The organism is Kitasatospora viridis, from assembly GCF_007829815.1.
Classification (GTDB): domain Bacteria; phylum Actinomycetota; class Actinomycetes; order Streptomycetales; family Streptomycetaceae; genus Kitasatospora; species Kitasatospora viridis.
The window spans coordinates 463,421-483,870 of sequence record NZ_VIWT01000004.1 but is presented as its reverse complement, the minus strand read 5'-3'; the positions used below and the strand labels follow the sequence as shown (position 1 = coordinate 483,870).

The window sequence follows — 20,450 nt, the reverse complement described above, 5'->3', positions numbered from 1 at the left end:
CTCAGACCGGCCAGGGCGAGGAGTTCGCGCATGTGGGCCGGCGACGGGGCGGGGCGGGGTGGCCGGCGAGTCTGCCACGGGCGCGGCGGGGCCAGGTCACCAGACCGTCCAAGATCGTCAGGGCGGCCGAGATCACTAGACTGCGGCGGCATGACACACCTCGACCCGCACCCCGCCGCGCCGTTCCCGTCGTCCGCTCTGCCGTCCGCCCCGCCGCCCTTCCTCGACCCGGCGGACGCCGAGCTCGCGCGCTCGGCCACCGCGGCCGGTGCGATGGCCCTGGTGCTCAGCCCGGACGGCATCGTCCTGCACCTGCGGGACGACAAGTCCTGGATCCCGCACCCGGGTTGCTGGTCGCTGTTCGGCGGTGCGGTGGAGGAGGGCGAGCTGCCCGCCGAGGCCGTGCTGCGTGAACTGCGCGAGGAGCTCGGACTGGTGGAGGTCGAGTGCCGCCCGCTGTGGCGGGTGGTGGACGCGCACGGCGACGGGCGGCTGCTGACCGTCTTCGAGGCGCGCACGCCGGTGCGGCCGGAGGGGATGGTGCTGACGGAGGGTCAGGCCCTGGCCGCCTTCACCCACGAGGCGGCGCTGGAGCTGGAGTTGGCCCCGTTCTGCCGCCGCGTGCTGGAGCGCTACGCCTCGGCGTGAGGCGTGAGGGGGTGGGCGCCACCGGCCCACGACACCGGCGGCGCCTGAACTGACGGTCCGTCACGGCAGTGAGCCGCCCGACTCCTTGGGCTCCAGCTTCACCCACTTGGCGGTGGACGGCACCCCGGCCGCGTCCAGCAGGAAGAGCATGTAGTAGCCGGGCGGGGCGGCGGCCGAGGTGGCCGGGGTCTGCAAGGTCAGCTGGTTGCCGCCGCGGTTGGTGATCTGCAGTTCCACGTGCCGCTGGGCGGTGTCCACCGAGTGGGTGGAGGTGATCGGCGAGAGCAGCACCGCCCGGGTCACCTGGTTCGGTGTCGAACTGGTCACCGTGAAGGTGCGGTTGTAGCGCTGCGGGTCGGTCGGCGCCGAGTCGAGCACGGGCCGGCTGCCGCTGTGCAGGTACCAGGGCTCGTAGATCTCGATGGTGCCGTTCATGCCCGACTTGATGTCGGGGTTGTTGGCGATCTGCTGGAGCTCGTCGCCGGTGATCATGACCCGGCCGTCCGGCAGGATCACCGCGTTGGAGTGGTAGCCGCGCGGCAGCCGCTGCACCGGGCCGAGCTTCCAGTTGCCCTGGGCGTCGCGCTGCTCGGTCTGACGGTACTTCAGGTCGGCGTTCGGGTTGTACGGGCCGTTGCCGTAGTCGCGGATGTCGTAGGCGCCGTTGACGGTGAACAGGTTGCCGTCCGGCATGACCAGGGTGTCGTCCTGGGTGCGACCGAAGGCGCGCGGGCTCTTCTTGGTCCACATGCCGCCGGAGAGCTGGTAGGTGTTCGGGTCGCTGCGGTTGCCGCCGAGCACCAGCACCGAGTCCGGGCCCTTGAAGCCGCCGGGCAGGGCGACCGCCGAGCCGTAGTTGCGGGACATCACCCCGGGGTCCAGGTTGTCCGGGCGGGTCGGCAGGTCGGTGCGGGTCTCGGTCTTGGGGTCGAACAGCCACTGCTCGTTGGGGGTGCGGCCGAGGGCGTAGACCTTGCCGTCGTTGAGCGAGAAGAGCTGCGGGTAGTCGGTGGTGAAGGGCGCGTCGGCGCCGAACCGGTCCACCGGGGCGAGCGGCGCCTGCCTGGGGTCGAGCGGCACGGCGACGTTCTTCGCCGGGAACCGCTCGACCACCGGGGTCGGGGTGCCCCAGCCGAGCTCCGACTGGCCGGACATGATCAGCTGCCGGCCGTCCGCGCCGGTCACCACCGAGGGGTACCAGCGGCCGACCGACATGTCGGGGTTGCGGGTCCAGGTCTCGGTCCACGGGTCGAAGACCAGCGAGAGCTTCGCCCCGGTGCCGCCGTTGCCGCCGAGGTTCCCGCCGAACACGCCGAGCATGCCGTTGGGCAGGAAGGAGTGGCCCGCGCAGAAGAACGGCGCCGGCCGGTTGGCCCCGGTGCCGTCGTCGAGCACCACGTTGGGCGGCGGCACCGCCTTGAAGGCGCCCGCCCCGGTGCCCTTGGCCGGGTCCCAGAGGTAGGCCCGCCCCTTGTTGGCCGAGCCGATGATGTTGGTCGGCGCGGGTTCCTGGGTCGGGTCGGTCTCCACCGGCTCGAAGGAGAAGACCAGCACCTTGCCGGTGGGCAGCAGTGCGATGTGGTCGCCGTAGTCGGGGGAGGGGAAGTAGTCGGTGAACTTGCCGAAGACCGAGGGGTCGAACTTCTTGTTGAGGTCGGCCTGGGTCTTGGTGAGCATCTCCAGGCGGTGCACCCGGAGCGGGTTCGGGTAGCCGTTGTCCGGCCCGCCCTCGGCCCGGGTGCGGGCCGCCTCGCGCAGTGCGGCGCGCTGCTCCAGGCGCTGCCAGGCCAGGTACTCGGCCGCTTCGGGGCCGAGCGCGGCCACCTCCTCGGGGCGCTCCTCGGCCCGCACCTGCTGGGTGGTGAACGTCGGGCCGGCGTCGGCCGCGTGGACGCCGAGCGGGGTGGCGAGCGCGGTGGAGGTGGTGACGGCGGCGACCACGCAAGCGCGCAGCAGGGTGGCGAGTCGGCGTCTGGGAGGCGCACAGGTGCGGGGCATGGGCTTCCTTCGGTGCTCGGCCAGGGACCGGACGGGTCTTGCGGGGAAAGCGAGTTGCTGCCGGGCCGGATGGGTTCGACGGCCTGTCGCCTCGCTTGGTTCGAGTACGTACCGTAGTGTCTGCGACTACTCAGTGCAATCACCGACACCCGAGTGGAGAGACACCGTGCCCGTCGATCTTCCATTGCGCGAGAACGAGGACATCCAGGGCGACGTGCTCGCCGGCTTCAAGAAGGACCAGATGGTCCTGCTCCTGCTGACCTTCGGCGACCCGTTGCAGGCCCGCGCCTGGCTGCGCAGACTGACCCCGCGGATCGCCACCACCCGTCAGGTCGCCACGTTCAACCAGGCGTTCAGCGACGCCCGCAAGCGCTCCGGCGGCGACCCCAGCGCGCTGCGGGCGACCTGGCTCGGCGTCAGCTTCACCTACCACGGCCTGGCGAAGCTGATCGGCAAGGCGCCCTACCCGCAGGCCGACGCGACCACCACCCTGGGTGCCTTCCAACAGGGGCCGGTGGTGCGGGCCGACGCGATGGGCGACCGCGACGACAGCCACCCCAGCCGCTGGCTGTTCGGCAACAACAAGACCGAGGAGCAGGTCCACGCCGTCCTGACCATCGCCTCCGACGGCGTGGAGGACCTCCAGGGCGCGATCACCGAGCAGCGCGAACTCGCCGCCCGCTACGGCCTGTCCATCGTCTTCGAGCAGCACGGCGCCACCCTGAAGGGCTCCCGGCGCGGCAAGGAGCACTTCGGGTTCAAGGACGGCGTGAGCGAGCCGGGCGTCACCGACTTCGACGAGCCGGACCCGCTGATGCCGGAGTGGGTCAAGGACCACCCCGGCACCCGGCTGATCCCGGCCGGCGAGTTCGTGGTGGGCCACCCGACCATCGACGACACGCCGGAGGCGCTGCCCGCCTGGGCCGTCAACGGCTCCTTCCAGGTGGTCCGCCGGCTGGCCCAGGACGTGCCGGGGTGGTGGGCGCAGATCGCCCGCCAACTGCCGGTCCTCAAGAAGGCCAAGGCGATTCCGGACGACGCCACCGTGGAGTGGGTGGCCGCCCGGGTGGTCGGGCGCTGGCGCTCCGGCACCCCGGTGGCCACCTGCCCCAACGCCGACCAGCCGTTCAACACGGTGGCCGCCAACGACAACAAGATCAGCTACCTGAACGACCTTGAGGGCCACGTCACCCCGCTCTTCTCGCACCTGCGCAAGACCAACCCGCGCGACGGGCTCCAGGAGCACCCGGGGGACAAGCCGTTCGACGAGAAGCCGGTGATGGACCGCCGCCGGATCATCCGCCGGGGCAGCCCGTACGGCGCACCGTTCGACCCGGCCTCCGAGGGGCCCGGCGGCCCGGACGAGTCGCGCGGCCTGCTCTTCGTCTGCTACCAGCGGGAGTTGGTCCGGCAGTTCGAGTTCATCCAGAACCGCTGGATCGACAACTCGGACTTCCCGCCCAACCGGCCGAACAAGCCGGGCCCGGACGCCATGGTGGGCTTCGACGGCGCGGTCGACTGGGAGCGGGACGGCGGCGATCCAGTGCAGTTGAGCTTCCAGCGGTTCGTCCGCACCGAGGGTGCTGTCTACGCCTTCCTGCCCTCCCTCACCATGCTGAACGCGCTCCAGGAGGGCCGGCTGCCGGGCGAAGTGCCGCCGTCCGGGCAGCCGGTGGACACCTTCCTGCCGGTGCCGGACCGTCAGCGGGTCGACGGGAAGAGCTGGTACTGGGCCTACCGGACGGTGGCCGGCGAGCAGCGCTACCGGGCGATCTCGATCGCCGACGGCAACGCCCACACCGACAAGCTGGAGAAGCCGGACCGGCCGATCGCGGACTGGGACTCGTTCGCCGGAGTCACCCGGCTGGACTGCCTGCTGCCGTTCCCGGACGGCCAGAACGTCGGCGGCAAGAGCACCTACTGGCTCTTCCACGCCGGCCCCGACCGCCAGCGCTACCGGGTGGTCTCGATCGCCGACGGCAACGCCCACACTGACGAACTCGTGCGCGTGGACGGTGACTTGTCGCTCTGGCGATCGCTGGACGGCGTCGCGGCGGTGGACTTCTTCCTGCCGATCCCCGAACTCCAGCGCCAGGGCGGCAAGAGCTGGTACTGGGTGTTCCACACCCTGAACGGCGAGCAGCTCTACCGGATCATCACCATCGCCGACGGCACCCGCCACGAGGACACCCTGATCCGCGGCGACCGCAGGCTCTCCGCCTGGGACTCCTTCGCGGGCATCGACCGGATCACCACCGTGCTGCCGATCCCGGACATGCAGCGGGTGAACGGCAAGTGCTGGTACTGGGTCTTCCACCAGGACCAGTACCGGATCGTGTCGATCGAGGACCACGACAACCACGACGACCGGATCGAGGTGCCGGACCGGTCGATCTCGCTGTGGAGTTCGCTCACTTCGGGGTGACGCAGCGGCAGTTGCACTGCGCGGGGCCGCTCTTCGGGGCGGGCCCGCGCGGGGCAGGCACTTGGGTGGGTCAGGTCGCCGGGTGGGAGGCGGCCCAGCCGTGTTCGAGCAGCCCGAAGACCTCGTCGGCGGCCCGGCGCGGGTCGGCGTGCCGCTGGACGAGGCCGCGGGCCTCCAGGGCGAAGCGGGCCAGGGCGACGCAGCCGACGTCGTCCGCGGGCGCATCCGCGGCCTCGGCGATCGCGGCGGCCAGGGCCGCCTCGTGGCGCGTCCACAGGCGGTGGGCGTAGTCGCGCAGCGCCGGGGTCTCCTGCACCATGCGCGAGAAGTCGGCGAACCGCGGGTCCTCGCGGTGGACGGCGAACTGCTGCTGCGCCAGCAGGACGTGCTCGCACAGCGCCCGGGGGATCGACTGGCCGGGCGCGCGCTCGCGCACGGCGGCGACGAGTGCCGCCTCCAGGTCGTCGGCCTGGTCGAAGACCAGGGCCTCCTTGCCGGAGAAGTGCTTGAACAGGGTGGTCACCGAGACGTCGGCGCAGTCGGCGACGTCCTTCACGCCGACCTGGTCGTAGCCGCGTTCGAGGAAGAGTTCGAGCGCGGCGTCGGCCAGCGCCTGGCGGGTCTGGGCCTTCTTGCGCTCGCGGCGCCCGGTGGGTTCGGTCACCCCTGCACCGTATCGCGAAGCGGAGTCACAAGTGAAGCGGGGTCATAAGTGAAGCGAGGAGACAAGTGGGATGGCTCTGAAAGTGTAGTCATTGCACTTATTTACCGAGTGTGCTTTCTTGGAGGTGCCGGACTCCCGGCCGACCCACCACCTCTCGAAGGGCACGCCCGTGCACTCGACTCGCCCTCCCCGCATCGCCGTCGTCGGCGCCGGCCTCGGCGGCCTCACCTGCGCCCGGATCCTCCAGCGGCACGGCCGCCCCGTCACCGTCTTCGAACGTGAGGCCTCCGCCGACACCCGCCCGCAGGGCGGCAGCCTCGACCTGCACCCCGACTCCGGCCAGGCCGCCCTGCGCTCGGCCGGGCTGCTCGACCGCTTCCAGGCCCTCGCCCGCCCCGAAGGGGACGAGTGGCGCGTGCTCGACCCCGCCACCGCCGCCCCGCTGGCGCAGCAGCCGCCGTCCGTCAGCGACGGCGAACGTCCGGAGATCGACCGGGGCCAGCTGCGCGGCCTGCTCCTGGACTCGCTGGCCGAGGGCACGGTGCGGTGGGGGCACGCCGTCGACGGCGTCACCCCGCTCGCGGACGGCAGCTGCCGACTGCTCCTCGCCGACGGCACCGCCGAGGAGTTCGACCTGGTGATCGGCGCCGACGGCGCCTGGTCCCGGGCCCGCCCGGCCCTGTCGCCCGCCGTGCCCCGCTACACCGGGGTCACCTTCATCGAGACCGGGTTCGACCAGTGCGCGACCCGGCACCCCGAGATCGCGCGGCTGGTCGGCAACGGATCGCTGCTGGCGAAGGGCGCCGGCCGCTCGCTGGTCGCCCAGCGCAACAGCGACGACCACATCCGCGCCTACCTCGCGTTCCGCGCCCCGCAGGACTGGCACCTTGCCGCCGGCCTCGACCTCGGCGACCAGCGGGCCGTGCGCGAGTACCTGTCGGGCCTGTTCGAGGGCTGGCACGAGAGTCTGCGAGCCCTGCTGCGCGACGGCGACCACGAATTCGTCAACCGCCCGCTGTTCGTCCTGCCCGCGCCGCACACCTGGCGGCACGTCCCCGGCGTCACGCTGCTGGGCGACGCCGCGCACCTGATGCCGCCGGTCGGCCTGGGCGCCAACCTCGCCATGCTCGACGGCGCCGACCTCGCCCACGCCCTGGTGGCCGAGCCCGGGGTCGACGCCGCCGTCCGCGCCTACGAAGCCGTCATGCTGCCGCGCTCGGTCGAGGCCGCGACGGCGAGCGCGCGGGGGCTCGACCACCTGGTGCCCGAGGCCGCGCAGGCTCCGGCTGCTGCCACGGTGCGGTAGAGATTCCTACTGATTCACCGTCAGATCGTCCAGTTGATCGGGTAGTTGACGATCGGCGTGAACGTCACGCCCGCCGCCTCGGCCTCCGCGCGCGCGTCGACGACCATCTCCTTCAGGTGGTCGAGCTGCTTCGCGTGCTCCTCGGAGTCCCAGATGCTGACGTGGGTGGCCGAGCCGTCCGGCGAGACGCCCGCATAGAAGTGGATGAGCCCCGGCAGCTGCTGGACGGCCGGGATCAGGTACTCCGAGGTCCGCTTGTTCATGGCGTCGACCTCTTCGAACCGGCTCGGATCGAAGTTGGCGCGCGAGACCCGGAAATAGGCGTTCGTGGGCAGTGACTCGGTCATGGGTGGCCCCTCCCTGGACTCCCTGGACGAATTACGTTCCGATTGGCTATCGTAATGGAATGAGTGATCCACAGGCAAGGGCCGGACGGCCGAGGAACCCCGAGCTGGACTCGGCGATCCTGACCGCCGCCGCCCGCCAACTCGGCGAGCGCGGCTACGCCCGGATGTCGATGGAGTCCATCGCGGCGGCCGCCGGAACCACCGTGCCCAGCCTGCGCCGCCGGTACCGCAGCAAGGCGGAGCTGGCCGCCGCCGTGATCGGCTCGCTCCGTGTCGAGGAGCCGCCGGCCACCGCACCGACCCCCCGCGCCTACGCCCTGGCGATCCTGCGGAACTTCCACGACAACCTGCGGGGCGCCCCCGGGCTGGCCATCCTCGGTTCCCTGCTCGCAGAGGAGGACCGGCACCCCGAACTGCTCCAGCTCTTCAGGACCGCCATCGTCGAGCCGCGCCGGTCGCTGCTCCGCCACGCCCTGGCAGCCGGCCCGTTCCCGGCCTCCGCCGACCTCGACGCGCTCACCAGCATGCTCATCGGCTCCTTCTACGCCCGCCACGTCACCACCGACGGCATCCCCGAGGACTGGGCGGACCGTGTGCTCGGCACCGTCTGGCCGCTCTGAGTCACGGAGTCAAAGTGAACACCCTGCACCGCTGGCACCTCCAGGGCTCGACCGCCCACGCCTACTCCGGAGAGGAGGCGCGGCGGCTGGTGGGCAACCGGTTCGACTGGGCGAGCCAGGAGACCTGGTTCGAGGACGAGCAGGGCCGACTGCTGGCCGTGGTCACCAACGGCGAGCGCGCGATGGTGACCCTGATGCACGGCGCGGGGGACCCCGGCGAGCACCTGATCGACCCCGGGGCCGAGGGGAGTTCGGACGGGTACCTGCTGTCGAACGGACAGTCGGACACCTACGCGGACCGGGACACCGTGCCCTTCGGCGTCGCCGCCCGAGCCGTGGCACACGTCATCGACCACGGCGGGTGGCCCGAGGACGTGACCGTCGAGGACGACCGCGAGGGGTGAAACGGCGGGGCAAGCCCTTTGCGCTCGCCATCGTCCGGATGATGAGCTGGCACGGTGACCAACCACGATGACGCGGCGGCCGTCCGACCGTTGACGCTCGCCTGGGTGAGCCGGCACCTGGCGGACGGCGAACGGATCGTCAGGACCGAGGCGCTGCACGGCGGCATCACCGCCGAGATGCGCAGGCTGACCGTCGGCGGGCGGGACGGCTCCACCCGTGCCCTGGTGCTGCGCAGCTTCGTCGACCCGGTGTACCTGGCGCACGCCGGGGAGTTGCTGGAGCGCGAGGTCGGTGCCCTGCGCCTGCTGGCGGGCACCGACGTGCCGGCTCCCGGGCTGGTCGCGGTGGATCCGACCGCCGCGCGGTGCGAGTACCCGTCGCTCCTGATGACCCACCTGCCGGGCCGGTCGGTCCTCGCCGACGCGGGGGTGGCGGCGCGCGTGCCGCTGCTGGCCCGTCAGCTCGCGGCGATCCACACGGTGCGCCCCGCCCAGCGACCCCGCGAGTACGTGGCGTTGACGACCGCCGACACCGTCGTGGTCCCGGAGGGCGCCGACGCGGCGGCCTGGGCCGCGGCGATCGACGTGCTGCGCCGGCCCGTGCCGTCCTGGCAAGGACGCTTCCTGCACCGGGACTTCCAGCCCGGCAACGTGCTGTTCGAGGTGCCGACCTCACCGGGGGTGGGCGCGGGCGAGCGGATCTCCGGTGTCGTCGACTGGGCGTCCACCTCCTGGGGCCCGACTGATCTGGACGTGGCGCACTGCTCCACCAACTTGGCGCTGCTGCACGGCCCGGAGTGGGGCCGCCGGTTCACCGAGGCGTACCAGGAGGCCGGCGGCGAGCTGGCCGGGACCGCGAGCGAGCGGCTGTACTGGCGGCTGCGGAGCGCGCTGGCGTTCTCGGAGGAGGTGGAGCCGGTGGCGCGGGCCTGGCGGGAGGCGGGGCGGCCGGAGTTGACGGCGCGTGCCGTCGAGCAGCGGCTGGACGCGTACGTCACCGCCGTGTTGGACGCTCCGGCGTGAACCGTACCCGGAGGACGCCCACCTCCTCGTGAAGCCCGTCGGTCTAACGTTCGCTCGGGGCCGTTCAGAAGGTATTGGTGCGGAAGATCTGGTGGCTGATCAGGAAGGAGTGGTCGGTGGGCGTCAGCACGAAGGTGTCCCTGAAGGTGTAGGGCTCGTCGTCGGCGGTCGCGAACGCTCCAGTGACGGCGATGAGGATGGCCCGGTCGGGCAGGGGCAGGCTGTCGTAGGTGTTCGCGACGCGCGTCTTGGGGAATCCGAGCTCCTGGAACCGCGCCATGATCTTCTGCTGCCCCTGCAACGGCATGCCTTCGAAGAGGACCATCGAGTCGTCCGAGTAGGACTCGGCCAGCCCCGCACGGGACGCGTCGTCCGTGTCGAACGCCTCGTAGAAAGCCCGGACGAAGACCTCGGCGGTGGACTCGTAGTTCGTGTCGATAGCCATGCCGACAACGTAGCAGCGGGATCGCCGCCAATGTGGCGGTTGCGCCGGTCCGGCAGCGGTCGTTCGCCACGCTTGGCCCACCGATTCGGCGGCGCTTCGTGTCATGGTCGAAACGGCTGAACCGCACCCGTCCGGTGGACAACGCGCCCGAGCCGTCGGTTGACCGGCCTCGTCACCGCGGACCCGCCGTCCGGTAGACCGAGACGTGGGAGCGGGACTGCGCGGTGAACTCCGCCCCCGTCCAGTCCGCGTGCCTGGATTCGAGTGTCATTCCGGCGAGTTCGGCCATCAGGTCGAGCTCGGCCGGCCAGATGTACCGGTGCGGACTGCGGACCACCTGGGCCTCGTGGCCGGCTTCGGCGTCGAACCGGAAGTGGTGCGAGACGACCTGCTGGTGCAGGACGTCGTAGGTGTCCAGCCCGATGTAGCCCGGCGCCTGCTCCCAGACCACGGCCTGCTGCCCCGGCGGCAGCGTGCGGAGCTCGGGCACCCACAGCTCGACGACGAACCGGCCGCCCGGCGCGAGGTGGCGCGCGGCGTTCCGGAAGCAGGCGACCTGCTCGGCCTGGGTGAGCAGGTTGGAGATGGTGTTGTAGACGAGGTAGACGAGTTGGAACTCGCCCGGGACCCGCGCGGTGGCCATGTCGCCCACGACCACCGGCACGGCCGTCTCGTCGACCTTGGTGCGCAGCTGGTCGACCATCGGCACCGACAACTCGATGCCACTGACCGGCACACCGCGCGCCGCGAGCGGCACCGCCACCCGCCCGGTCCCGATGGCGAACTCCAACGCCCGCCCACCCTCCGCGAGTTCCGCGAGCCGGTCGACAGTCGGCCCCAACGTCGCCGGCGCGAACATGCCGGCCCCCGGGGTGTCGTAGCTCTGCGCGGCGCGGGCGTCCCAAATCTCACTCTGCAGCATGAGCAGCGATGATCGTCCGGAGCTGTGGCAGCGTCAACTTCGTTTTCACGCAGCGGGTTCGGGTCGGGCCGCCACTCCGCGCCCGGCTACGCCCCGGGCTCCCTGCGGCGGGCCAGCAGGTGGGCGTCGAGGAAGCCCCGTTCGGAGGCCGGGTCGTGGAGCAGCCGGGCGAAGGGCACGAGCCCGGAATCGGCCAGCAGTTCGGCCAGGCGGTCGGCCGGCCAGCTGTAGGCAGGCGTCACCTTGTGGTCGAAGCGGACGGGCTCCGGCCCGTCCGTCCCGAAGAAGGAGACCAGCAGCAAGCCGCCCGGTGCCAGCACGCGGGCCTGCTCGACGAGCAGCCGTGGCAGTTCCCCCGGCGGGGTGTGGATCATCGAGTAGTGGGCCAGCACGCCACCGAGCGAGCCGTCCTCGACCGGTAGGCACTCCATCCGCGCCTCCTGGAACCGCAGCGCCGGATGGGCCCGCCGGGCGTGGTCGACCATGCCGGGGGAGAGGTCGAGTCCGAAGGCGTCCAGGCCCAGTTCGTGCAGCATGGCGGTCAAGTGCCCGGGCCCGCACCCGACGTCCGCCACCCGCGGGTTGCCCGTCGCGCGCACCAGTTCGGCGAAGGTACCGATCATCGCCCGGGCGAACGGCTGCCCCTCCAGCCGGTCCGCGAACAGCGACGCGTACAGCTCGACGACGGCGTCGTAGGCCGCCCTGGTTTCGTCCTGATGATCCGCCACGGGAAACGACTCTAGGGACTCTTGGCAGGAGGAGCCATGAGGGCCGTTCGGTGCTGGCCTGTGGCGCCGAGGAGCGGTCGGCTGTGATCGCAGGCCTGCTGCGATGATGCGGCCGTGAAGAGACCTACTGAGCAGTGGCGCGCTCCGCGACGACCGGTCCAGGCGTGGCTGTTCCTGATAGCCGGCCCGGCCCGGCTGACGGCCGCGCGAGCCTGCCCCTGCGACGGTGCGCCGGGTGTCAGTGGAGCCGAATACCGTCCGGGCCATGGCTGACACTGAACTGACGACCCTGCTCGGGGCCCTGAACAGCAAGCGCAAGCACGTCCTGGGCATCCTGGAGGGCCTCGACGAGGAGGCACTGCGACGCCCGGTGCTGCCGTCCGGCTGGACGTGCTTGGGACTGGTGAACCATCTCGCGCTGGACGACGAGAAGTTCTGGTTCCGCGCGGTCGCGGCGGGGGAGCGAACGGCGATCGAGGAGATCCTCGGTGCCGGGGAGGACGCCTGGAAGCCCGCCCCGGAGCTGACGGCCGAGGAGATCTTCGCCCGCTACCGGAAGGAGGCGGAGCTCGCCGACGCCTTCCTGGCCGACGCCGACCTGGACGTGGCTCCGGCCTGGTGGCCGGACTTCTTCGGCGACTGGCGGTGCGACAACCTGCGCGAGGTGATCCTGCACGTGATCACCGAGACCGCCACCCATGCCGGCCACCTGGACGCCGTGCGCGAACTCATCGACGGGAAGCAACGACTGGTCGTCGACTGACGGGTGACTTCCCGAGTCCTTCCCACCCGTTGACGCCTTGTCGGAGGTGCCCCAAGCTGGTCGTGCTGACCTGATGAACTGAGATGAATCAGACTCTTATGGTCTCCCATATCAGCTCACGCACTTGGGGCGTTCCGCCCTGCTCAGGGAGCACTCCGGTCAAGGCGCACCGACGGAAGGACGAACCCGTGAGGACGATCTCTCGACTGCTGGGCACGGCCGCGGCGGCCGGCACCATGCTGGTGCTCGCCGCCCTGCCCGCCTCGGCGACCCCGGCGCAGGGCGTCTACCCCGGCACCGGTCTCGGCGCGACCGTGCCCATCGCCACCCAGTCGGCGCTGAACCACGCCCTCGCGAAGGCCCGCGCCGCCGGCTTCGTCAACAGTCAGTGCGCGCCGGTCGGCGACCCGTCCGCCTCGTTCGACGGCGAGCTGTGGACGGCGGATTGGGAAGTCCTGTGCACCAGCTGATGCTGCCCGGTGGGCGTGTGCGGCTCGCGGTTGACTGACCGTCTCCTCGCGCCGACCGCCGGGGAGGTGAAGGGCGTTCACTCGGATCACTGGATGTGATGTACTACCGCACACTGTTCGAGCACATCCAGCACTCCAGTACCTTCGGCACCTCCAGGAGCAGTTCCCTTCATGGCCCCCGCCTGCCCGCAGTGCGCCACGTCCTACCACGCGGTTCCGGTCCCGCAGATCCACGCGGACGCGTCCATCCCCTCGCAAGCGCGCGCCGTGCTGGCACCGCCGCCGCCCGAGCCGCAGGCGCCGCCGCAGCAGAGCACCGGGGCGAGCGTGCTCTTCGTGTTCGCCGGGCTGGCCGCTGGCGCCGCGCTGTTCAGCCTCACCGCCGGCAAGGCCGCGCCGATCGGGCTGCCCGCGATCCTGGTGGCGATCGGCGTCGCGGTGCGGTCGAGGTCGCGGGACCGCGCCCGGCAGGCCGCCGAGCAGGCCGGGTACGAGCAGCAGACGCGCCATCAGGGCCTGCTGCGGGTCTGGCAGGCGGGCTGGCTCTGCCGCGGTTGCGGGGTGGCCTTCTTCCCGGCGGGCGCGGTCGGTCCCGACTCCGCTGCCTCGCCCGCGATCGAGCCCGCGGAGTACCAGGCCCGGGTGATCGCGGCCGTCGACGGCGGCCACCCGCCCGACCAGAGCCCCTGGTCCGCCGAACTGCCGCCGACGACCGCCGCCTGCCCGCAGTGCGCCGGAACGGACCACGCCCTGCCCATCCCGCGCGCCCTCGCGGACACCGTCCAGCCGGTCGGCGTCTCCGCGAGCGTGCTGCTCGCCGAGCCGGTCGCGGCGAAGCCGACCAGGCGGGGCCCGGCCGAGGACCCGGCAGCCCTCGCCGCCCGCAAGCGGATCTGGCAGGCCGGCTGGCTCTGCCGGACCTGCCTGGTCGCCTTCTACCCCGCCGGCAGCCTCGCCGCCGGCTCGCCGGCCTCGCCCGCGATACCGGTGCAGCGGTTCCAGGAGTGGGTCACCAGCACGGCGGCGGCAGGGGCGGTGGTCCAGGGCCCGTCGTGACAGGGTCGGGCCGCCCGAAAACCCCTGGCGGTCCGGCCGTCCGGCCCGGAGAATCCGTTCGCATGGGAGCCGACATCCACGGGTTCGTCGAGTGCCGGGCCACTTACGGCACACTCGACGGGGACGACGCGCGCTGGCATGCGGCGATCGACCTGGACCTGTTGTACGGCGGTCGGAGCTACGACGCCTTCGGCTGCCTGTTCGGCGTCCGCAACCAGGCCGGCTTCCGCCCGCTGGCCGGAGACCGGGGGCTGCCCGCCGAGGTGTCGCCCCGGATCCGGCAGGCGTTCGAGGAGTGGGGTCCCGATGGGCACAGCCCGTCCTGGATCAGCTGGGCCGAACTGACCACGGTGGACTGGGACGAACCCGCCGAAACCGTGGACGAGCGTGTCCACGAGTACGCCCGCACGCCGGACCGGGGCTGGGTCCGGACGGGCAAGTCGTCCCGCAGTCGCCGCCAGGGCAGGCCGGAAGGCGCCGAGTGGATCGAGGACGGGAAGCTGCTCCGCGTCGCTCGACTGGTGCGCCGGGACGCCGTGCCGGAGGACGGCGAGTGGGCTCCGGTGTGGAAGGCCATGAGCGCCCTCGCCGACGTCCACGGCGGGGAGAACGTCCGACTCGTCGTCTGGTTCGACAACTGACCGCATCTCTGGACCCGTTGGTGACTCCGAGGAGGGGCCGTGACCTGCGACTCGCTGTCCGGGGCAACGGCACCGTCGTCATCCGTCCGTAGCCAGCGAAAGTGGTGGGAGTGTCATGGGAGAGGTCAGGTATTTCACACTGGTCTGCGACGACGTGCCGTACAGCGTCGTGCTGACCGATCCGGGCCCCCGCACCATGGACGTGCTCAAGGAGATCAGCCGGCTCACCGGGCTCAGTCTGTGGCACGGCAAACTCCTCATCGGGCAGCTCCCGGCGACGGTGCTCGGCGATCAGCCAGAAGCCTGGGCCCGGGCGGCTGTCAGCGCTCTTCGCGCCGCCGGCGCCGTCGCCCAAGCCGTTGAGCAGGACGCCTGGGGAGTCGTCTGACGCGTTGCGCACGCGAGAACGGTTCTGACCGGAGTTCCAATGAGCGCGGAACCGGCCTGCCTATCCCGCGTCGGCCTCCTGGTCGGTGGCTTCGTTGGCGCGGTCGATCTCGGCCATGTGCTCCTCCGCCCAGGTCCGCAGCCCCGCGAGTGCGGTTTCCAGGGACAGCCCGAGTTGGGTGAGTCGGTAGAAGACCCGCGGTGGCACGGTCGGTTCGACCCGACGCGACACCAGCCCGTCGCGGGTCAGGCTCCGCAGTGTCACGGACAGCATCTTCTGCGAGACGCCGGGCATCCGGCGTCTCAGCTCGGCGAAGCGCACCTCGTCCGGTGCGGCGTGGGCGAGCGTCTTGACGGCCATGGACGTCCACTTCGTGCCGATGCGGTCCAGCAACTGCCGCGTCGGGCAGTCGGGATCGAACAGATCGCCGCGGACCCCACGCCCGGAGGCTCGGGCTCCTTCGGTGGTCACCTGTGGCTCACCACCTTCCCTGAAAGTGCCGTCTGGGCAGCGGTCGGACAGTTACCTATCGTTCGGTAGTCACCAATGGTAACCAGTCGGAGGAGCCGTCATGCCCGCCCCCACCGCACCCCAACTGCGCCGCATCGCGACGAACGGCGTCGACCTCAACGTCGCGATCGCCGGGAACGGACCCGCGGTTCTCCTGCTGCACGGCTTCCCACACACCTGGCAAGTCTGGAGCGGCATCATGGGCCGACTGGCCGGACGGTACCGGGTCATCGCCCCGGACCTGCGAGGCCTCGGCGCCAGTGCGCGTCCCGTCGAGGGTTACGACGCGGGCACCCTGGCCGCCGACGCCGAAGGGCTGCTCGACGCACTCGGCGAGCCCTCGGCAGCGGTGGTCGGCATCGACGCGGGCACCGCCCCCGCCGTCCTGCTCGCGCTGCGCCGGCCCGGCCTGGTGCGGCGCCTGGTCGTGATGGAGGCGCTGCTCGGCCGCCTGCCCGGAGCCGAACACGCCGTCGCGGGCGGAGCGCCGTGGTGGTTCGGCTTCCACGCCGTCCCCGGCCTCGCCGAGACCGTCCTGGCCGGCAACGAGGCCCCGTACGTCGACTGGTTCCTCGACTCGGGGACGCTCGGGCGCGGCGTACCCGACGACGTCCGCGCGGCCTTCGTCCGCGCGTACACCGGGAGCGAAGCCCTTCGCTGCGCGTTCTCCTACTACCGGGCCCTGCCCACCAGTGCGCAGCAGATCCAGGACGCCGTCGCCACGGCCCGGCTGACCATGCCCACCATGGCCGTCGGCTCCCACCCCGTCGGCACCGGGCTCGAACGCCAACTCCGCCCCATCGCCGATGACCTGGTCGGACACCAGCTCCAGGACTGCGGCCACATCATCCCCCTGGACCGCCCCGACGCGTTGTACGCGCTCCTTGCCCCCTTCCTCGCCGCCGATCTGCCGAAGTGAGGCGACTCGTCCGGCAGCAGGGTGAGCGAGGACGTGCCGTTGACACGGGTCACCACGCTGGGCAGGCTCAGGAGCAGGGGGATGGGGGATAGAAGGAACTGACGCCACGTCATGTCTGGTCCAGGAGCCGATCCAAGGAGGCAGCGTGGAAAAGTGGACCTGGATCCAGGTCGTGGACCCGTGGCAGTCCCAGTGGGAGCCTGGGCCGGGGGACTACTCGCAAGTGTTCGCCCGAGGCTTCGACAGTGCCCATTTCAGGACCTTCGACACCGCCGGTCAGGCGAGCGCCGATCTGCGCACCTGGCTGCGCGGCGAGGGCGATGGCCAGTTGCCGGGCTACGAGGCGTGCGCGGCGCTCCTGACCAGCGATGTCACGAGCGACGAGTTCATGCTCTGGAACATGGAGCCGCCCCGGGCATGGCTGGTGTTCCGAGTCCCCAGCGGTGTGCACCCGGCTGCGGCCGGCGCTGTTGTGCACAAGCAATGGAAGCCGCAAGCCCATGACGCGTTCGTGCGGTCGTCATTGGTCCATCGAGGGGGAGAGCTCCAGGGCTATCGTCCCGGCGTCTGGACTCCCGGCAGGAGCAGTGCTGCTTCGCCAGCGCAACGCGCTGGACGGCGACCTGACTCCGTGGGAGGTGGCGGAGGATGCGCGGCTGCCCTCGTGCTCATCATCTGCGCGATCGTGTTTCTGCTGTTCTGAACAGCTTTCGGGCTCGCCAGGCACCGGCCGAGCGGTTCGCCGCCCTGGCCGGCCCTGCCGGTATCGCCAGCATCGCCGGCACCGTCGGTATTGCCGGCACCGTCGGATGAGATGTCTGCTCAGAGATCGAGCTGGTACTCGAAGGTGGTGTGCGTCGGCGCGTAGCCGAGTGCGTCGTTGATGTGCCTCATGTACGGGTTGTTGTCGGCCGTGTCGGTCAACAGGCCGTCGAGGTCCGGATGGTGCTCGATGGCCTGGCGGATGGAGGCGGCCTTCATCCAGCGGGCGAGGCCGTGTCCGCGGTGCGCGGGGAGGACGCCGGTGCCGTAGTGCTGGCCGTCGCCCTTGCCGTTGCCGGGGACGACCAGTTCGGTGAATCCGGCGATGGAGCCGTCCGACTCGTCGACCGCGACGACGGTGTGCAGCAGGTCACCCCGCTTCTCGACGGCAGCCGCCGCGCCGCGGACCCGCTCCAGGTCCCAGGTCACGGTGCCGAAGTCGGTGCTGCCCATCGGCATGTCGTCCATGGCGTGGCGCGACGCGACGAAGGTCTCGGCGAGGTCGTCGGGAACCGTGCCCTCCCAGGAGGCCAGCCGGTAGCCGGGATGCGGCTGTTCGATGATCCCGGAGAGGGCCGTGACGTCCGCGTCGGCCAGGGGGAGGCGGGTGAAGGTCAGGGTCAGGACCTTGCGGAAGCCCCGGGACGGCAGGAACCGGTCGGCCGAAGAGCCCTCCTCGGCCTGGGCGATGACGCAGCGTCGGCCGTCCTGGCGGGCGGCGGCCACGGCCGCGTCCAGGAGTCGCGAGCCGGCGTGCTTGCGCCGCTCGGCCGGGTGGACGCACAGGTCCAACTCGGCGAGGTGGTCCTGCCCGGGGCCGGTGAACAGACGCAGGAACGCCGAGCCGACGGGGATCCCGTCCGCGTCGGAGGCCAGCCAGGCGAGGCGGTGGGCGGACGGGGTGCGATCGGGGTCGATCAGCGGGGTGATGCGGATGGACAAGGTGTCTCCGTCGTGGGGAGGGGGAAGGTGTCAGGGCCCGGGTACGACTGCTGACGGCTCGTGCGCATCTGCTGCACACCTCCTTGGTGACGGGGACGGCCAGGGCATGGACGTCGGCTCGGCATCCCGACCGACGGCCCGGTGAAGGTAGCCGGTGGATCCCGCAAACGGCAACGGGTTTACGGGTTCGCCGGGCGGCCGCCTGCCACCGCCCGCGCCATCAGCCGCAGCGCGCACCGTTGGACGAGCTGGGCCGCCTGTCGGTTGTGCCTCGTAGGCTCGGCCCATGACTGATCAGACCTGGGTCGGAGTTCGGGAACGTGTGCGCGCGCTGGGGACGAGTCCGGCCGGTGTCGGCGTGTTCGGTTCCCACGGGCACCGGTTCGCCCTGGACGAGCCGCTGACCCCGGGCGAGGTGGCTGACCTCGAAGCCCAGACGGGTGTCGCCCTGCCCGAGGAGTACCGCGAGTTCCTCCTCCAGGTCGGCGCCGGCGGCGCAGGCCCCGCGCACGGCGTCTTCCCCGTCCGGCGGATCCAGGGTCGCTGGCGCTGGGAGGGCGACGGCGCCGACCTCGCGGACCTGTCCAGGCTGGCCGAGCCCTTCCCCCGGCAGGGCCCGGACCCGGAGCAGGTGAGGGCGCTCCTGGAAGAACGGCCGGAGGAGGAGGACTTCGAGGAGATCGAAGACTTCGACGACGCCATCGAGTCCTGGGACGAGCGATGGGAACCCGTGATGTTCGCACCGGACCGCACGGTCGGCGCCGTCGTCATCTCGCACCTGGGCTGCGCCGCCCGCCAGTGGCTGATCGTCAGCGGGCCCGAGCAGGGGCGGATCTGGTCCGACAACCGGGTGGACGACGAGGACCTCACTCCGTTGGTGGACGAGCGAGGTGAGCCGGTGACCTTCGCCCGGTGGTACCTGAGGTGGCTCGACGAGAGCGAACGGCGGTCGTAGTAGGCCGGCCCGGTGGGTTTGGCAGGACCGTCAGGTGGTGGGGAAGGCGCCGGCCTTGAGGGCGGTGAGGAAGGTGGCGAAGGAGGAGGAAGGGAAGGCGAGGGCGGGGCCGAGGGGATCGGTGGAGTCGCGGACCGGGATGGTGTGGGGGAGGCCGGTGGCGACCTCGACGCAGTTGCCGCCGTGCTGACTGTGGGTGGTCTTGTGCCAGCGGGGCTGGGGGAGGGGCGCCATGGGACGTGGTCCTTTCGGCGGTGGGGTGTGGTGGTGATGGTAGGGGTGGAGGCGGTCGGCGCGGGAACGGCGCACGGAGGCATGGGGGCATGGGGGTACGGGGCATGGAAAAGCCCCGGCGGGCTTGGTGCCCGGCCGAGGCCTGGAGAGTGGCGAGCCGTCAGATGGCGGGGAAGGCGCCGGCCTTGAGGGCGGTGAGGAAGGTGGCGAAGGAGGAGGAAGGGAAGGTGAGGGAGGGGCCCTCGGGGTCCTTGGAGTCGCGGACGGGGGCAGTGCCCGGAAAGTTCGTGGCAACTTCCACGCAGTTGCCACCGTTCTGGCTGTAGGTGCTCTTGCGCCACTGAGCACTGGTCAATGCTGACATGCGTCAAGGTCCTTTCGAGCTGCGCGGATCATGGCGAGGGACTCCACATCGGAGAGGGCCCCCACCTGCAGCCGATCGTAGTCCCTTGCCCACGACGCAACCATGTCGGTGCCATGCGAGAGATAGCTCTCTGCCTGGGACTCTGTGCATCCGACCAAGGAACGATCAGCCAAGGTAAGCAAGATCACGGGTGCGGCGAAGGGGCGGCGAGCCCCCATGGAGAACGGCGCGACTTGTAGGGTCACCTTCGGGAGCACCGCGACATCTTCCAAGTAGCGAAACTGACTCGACATCACCTCAACTCCTCCGACCATTCGGCGAAGACATCCCTCATTCAGGACCACGTGGAGGTAGGGCGCGTTCGGCCCCTTGAGTAGCCGATCTTGTCGAGCCAGAAGAAGGTCCAAGCGTTCCTGGGCTTGCTGCTCGTCGATGGTGCCGCGCTGGACCTCGGCATCTGCCAAGGCAGCCGCGTAGTCGGGTGTTTGAAGTGGCCCGGGGATGACGTCCAGTTCGAACATCCGGATCTCGATCGCCTTGGCCTCCTCGGCCAAGTAGGAGGAGAAGCCCGTGAGAAGCGAACGGTTCTTGATGGCTCCCCAGAGGATCTGGAAGGTCAAGCCCGTACCGAAGACCTTGTCGGCGCGTACCGCGTACTTCGGGGCTGGGAACTTGGCCGCTGTTTCTATACCGGAGATGTGGGTTCCGGAGCAGCCCAGCCGTTCGCCCAGCTGATCTTGGGTCCAGCCTCGTTCGATCCTCGACCTGCGCAGATGGTCGCCGAAGGCGGCGCGCGGGCTCGTGGACGGGTCCAGCTTTTTGATGTTCATGACGGTTCCTCAACTTCTCAGCTGGGGGCAGAAAGTTGCGAAGGTCTCTCGTGGCCAGTCATCGTAACGCCTGTCGGTAGTGCTGT

25 protein-coding genes are annotated in these 20,450 nt (G+C 71.0%); 14 read left to right on the top strand and 11 right to left on the bottom strand.

What is annotated here, in order from left to right:
• Positions 1–150: 150 nt before the first annotated feature.
• Positions 151–648 (top strand): NUDIX domain-containing protein, encoded by a 498-nt coding sequence (locus tag FHX73_RS35695; protein ID WP_170305229.1) that lies wholly within the window; start codon positions 151–153, stop codon positions 646–648.
• A gap of 60 nt (positions 649–708) precedes the next feature.
• On the opposite strand, the gene FHX73_RS35690 is transcribed toward FHX73_RS35695, so the two are convergent.
• Entirely contained in the window at positions 709–2,646 is a 1,938-nt protein-coding gene (locus FHX73_RS35690; RefSeq protein WP_145910156.1) for a galactose oxidase early set domain-containing protein, read from the bottom strand.
• Positions 2,647–2,812: 166 nt separating this feature from the next.
• Here FHX73_RS35690 and FHX73_RS46775 point away from each other — a divergent pair, with 166 nt between their 5' ends.
• Entirely contained in the window at positions 2,813–5,071 is a 2,259-nt protein-coding gene (locus FHX73_RS46775; protein WP_246214087.1) for a Dyp-type peroxidase, read from the top strand.
• 70 nt (positions 5,072–5,141) lie between these two features.
• Here FHX73_RS46775 and FHX73_RS35680 read toward each other — a convergent pair whose 3' ends face one another.
• On the bottom strand, positions 5,142–5,735 hold the full coding sequence (locus FHX73_RS35680) for a TetR/AcrR family transcriptional regulator (RefSeq protein ID WP_145910155.1): 594 nt from the start codon (positions 5,733–5,735) through the stop codon (positions 5,142–5,144).
• Between the two features lie 169 nt (positions 5,736–5,904).
• On the opposite strand from FHX73_RS35680, the gene FHX73_RS35675 reads away from it, so the two are divergent.
• A complete protein-coding gene (locus FHX73_RS35675; RefSeq protein ID WP_145910154.1) occupies positions 5,905–7,041 on the top strand; it encodes an FAD-dependent oxidoreductase in 1,137 nt (378 codons plus the stop codon).
• Positions 7,042–7,061: 20 nt separating this feature from the next.
• Here the strand turns inward: FHX73_RS35675 and FHX73_RS35670 are convergent, their stop codons facing one another.
• Positions 7,062–7,388 carry a hypothetical protein gene (locus FHX73_RS35670; RefSeq protein WP_145910153.1) on the bottom strand — a complete coding sequence of 109 codons (327 nt, stop codon included), beginning with the start codon at positions 7,386–7,388 and terminating at the stop codon, positions 7,062–7,064.
• Between the two features lie 59 nt (positions 7,389–7,447).
• On the opposite strand from FHX73_RS35670, the gene FHX73_RS35665 reads away from it, so the two are divergent.
• From FHX73_RS35665 to FHX73_RS35655, 3 genes are read left to right on the top strand one after another with little or no spacing between them, the layout of a single operon-like run.
• Positions 7,448–8,008 carry a TetR/AcrR family transcriptional regulator gene (locus tag FHX73_RS35665; RefSeq protein WP_145910152.1) on the top strand — a complete coding sequence of 187 codons (561 nt, stop codon included), beginning with the start codon at positions 7,448–7,450 and terminating at the stop codon, positions 8,006–8,008.
• A gap of 14 nt (positions 8,009–8,022) precedes the next feature.
• Complete coding sequence (locus tag FHX73_RS35660) at positions 8,023–8,412, top strand: hypothetical protein (protein ID WP_145910151.1); 390 nt, start codon at positions 8,023–8,025, stop codon at positions 8,410–8,412.
• A gap of 54 nt (positions 8,413–8,466) precedes the next feature.
• Positions 8,467–9,435, top strand: a complete 969-nt coding sequence (locus FHX73_RS35655) for a phosphotransferase family protein (RefSeq protein ID WP_145910150.1) — start codon at positions 8,467–8,469, stop codon at positions 9,433–9,435.
• Between the two features lie 64 nt (positions 9,436–9,499).
• Here the strand turns inward: FHX73_RS35655 and FHX73_RS35650 are convergent, their stop codons facing one another.
• From FHX73_RS35650 to FHX73_RS35640, 3 genes are all read right to left on the bottom strand, one after another.
• Positions 9,500–9,880 (bottom strand): nuclear transport factor 2 family protein, encoded by a 381-nt coding sequence (locus FHX73_RS35650; RefSeq protein WP_170305228.1) that lies wholly within the window; start codon positions 9,878–9,880, stop codon positions 9,500–9,502.
• Between the two features lie 172 nt (positions 9,881–10,052).
• Entirely contained in the window at positions 10,053–10,802 is a 750-nt protein-coding gene (locus FHX73_RS35645; protein ID WP_145910148.1) for a class I SAM-dependent methyltransferase, read from the bottom strand.
• Between the two features lie 86 nt (positions 10,803–10,888).
• Positions 10,889–11,530: a class I SAM-dependent methyltransferase gene (locus tag FHX73_RS35640; protein ID WP_145910147.1), complete on the bottom strand. Its 642-nt coding sequence runs from the start codon at positions 11,528–11,530 to the stop codon at positions 10,889–10,891.
• Positions 11,531–11,795: 265 nt separating this feature from the next.
• On the opposite strand from FHX73_RS35640, the gene FHX73_RS35635 reads away from it, so the two are divergent.
• The 5 genes from FHX73_RS35635 (at position 11,796) to FHX73_RS35615 (ending at position 14,848) form a co-directional block, all read left to right on the top strand.
• A complete protein-coding gene (locus FHX73_RS35635; protein WP_145910146.1) occupies positions 11,796–12,293 on the top strand; it encodes a DinB family protein in 498 nt (165 codons plus the stop codon).
• A 188-nt stretch (positions 12,294–12,481) separates the two neighbouring features.
• Positions 12,482–12,763, top strand: a complete 282-nt coding sequence (locus FHX73_RS35630) for a hypothetical protein (RefSeq protein WP_145910145.1) — start codon at positions 12,482–12,484, stop codon at positions 12,761–12,763.
• A 171-nt stretch (positions 12,764–12,934) separates the two neighbouring features.
• Entirely contained in the window at positions 12,935–13,819 is an 885-nt protein-coding gene (locus tag FHX73_RS35625; RefSeq protein ID WP_145910144.1) for a hypothetical protein, read from the top strand.
• A 62-nt stretch (positions 13,820–13,881) separates the two neighbouring features.
• Positions 13,882–14,460 (top strand): hypothetical protein, encoded by a 579-nt coding sequence (locus FHX73_RS35620; RefSeq protein WP_145910143.1) that lies wholly within the window; start codon positions 13,882–13,884, stop codon positions 14,458–14,460.
• A 115-nt stretch (positions 14,461–14,575) separates the two neighbouring features.
• On the top strand, positions 14,576–14,848 hold the full coding sequence (locus FHX73_RS35615) for a ribosomal protein L7/L12 (RefSeq protein ID WP_145910142.1): 273 nt from the start codon (positions 14,576–14,578) through the stop codon (positions 14,846–14,848).
• A 60-nt stretch (positions 14,849–14,908) separates the two neighbouring features.
• On the opposite strand, the gene FHX73_RS35610 is transcribed toward FHX73_RS35615, so the two are convergent.
• Entirely contained in the window at positions 14,909–15,319 is a 411-nt protein-coding gene (locus tag FHX73_RS35610; RefSeq protein ID WP_145910141.1) for a winged helix-turn-helix transcriptional regulator, read from the bottom strand.
• A gap of 100 nt (positions 15,320–15,419) precedes the next feature.
• On the opposite strand from FHX73_RS35610, the gene FHX73_RS35605 reads away from it, so the two are divergent.
• Positions 15,420–16,277 carry an alpha/beta fold hydrolase gene (locus FHX73_RS35605; protein WP_145910140.1) on the top strand — a complete coding sequence of 286 codons (858 nt, stop codon included), beginning with the start codon at positions 15,420–15,422 and terminating at the stop codon, positions 16,275–16,277.
• A gap of 145 nt (positions 16,278–16,422) precedes the next feature.
• Positions 16,423–16,980 (top strand): hypothetical protein, encoded by a 558-nt coding sequence (locus FHX73_RS35600; RefSeq protein WP_145910139.1) that lies wholly within the window; start codon positions 16,423–16,425, stop codon positions 16,978–16,980.
• A 119-nt stretch (positions 16,981–17,099) separates the two neighbouring features.
• On the opposite strand, the gene FHX73_RS35595 is transcribed toward FHX73_RS35600, so the two are convergent.
• Complete coding sequence (locus FHX73_RS35595; RefSeq protein ID WP_145910138.1) at positions 17,100–17,981, bottom strand: GNAT family N-acetyltransferase; 882 nt, start codon at positions 17,979–17,981, stop codon at positions 17,100–17,102.
• 286 nt (positions 17,982–18,267) lie between these two features.
• Here FHX73_RS35595 and FHX73_RS35590 point away from each other — a divergent pair, with 286 nt between their 5' ends.
• Complete coding sequence (locus FHX73_RS35590; RefSeq protein WP_145910137.1) at positions 18,268–18,936, top strand: SMI1/KNR4 family protein; 669 nt, start codon at positions 18,268–18,270, stop codon at positions 18,934–18,936.
• 30 nt (positions 18,937–18,966) lie between these two features.
• Here the strand turns inward: FHX73_RS35590 and FHX73_RS35585 are convergent, their stop codons facing one another.
• From FHX73_RS35585 to FHX73_RS35575, 3 genes are all read right to left on the bottom strand, one after another.
• Positions 18,967–19,170 carry a DUF397 domain-containing protein gene (locus FHX73_RS35585; protein ID WP_145910136.1) on the bottom strand — a complete coding sequence of 68 codons (204 nt, stop codon included), beginning with the start codon at positions 19,168–19,170 and terminating at the stop codon, positions 18,967–18,969.
• A 160-nt stretch (positions 19,171–19,330) separates the two neighbouring features.
• Positions 19,331–19,534: a DUF397 domain-containing protein gene (locus tag FHX73_RS35580; RefSeq protein WP_145910135.1), complete on the bottom strand. Its 204-nt coding sequence runs from the start codon at positions 19,532–19,534 to the stop codon at positions 19,331–19,333.
• Positions 19,522–20,364, bottom strand: coding sequence for a helix-turn-helix domain-containing protein (locus FHX73_RS35575; protein ID WP_145910134.1), 843 nt, complete (start codon positions 20,362–20,364; stop codon positions 19,522–19,524). The genes FHX73_RS35580 and FHX73_RS35575 overlap by 13 nt, the downstream gene beginning before the upstream one ends.
• Positions 20,365–20,450 lie beyond the last annotated feature (86 nt).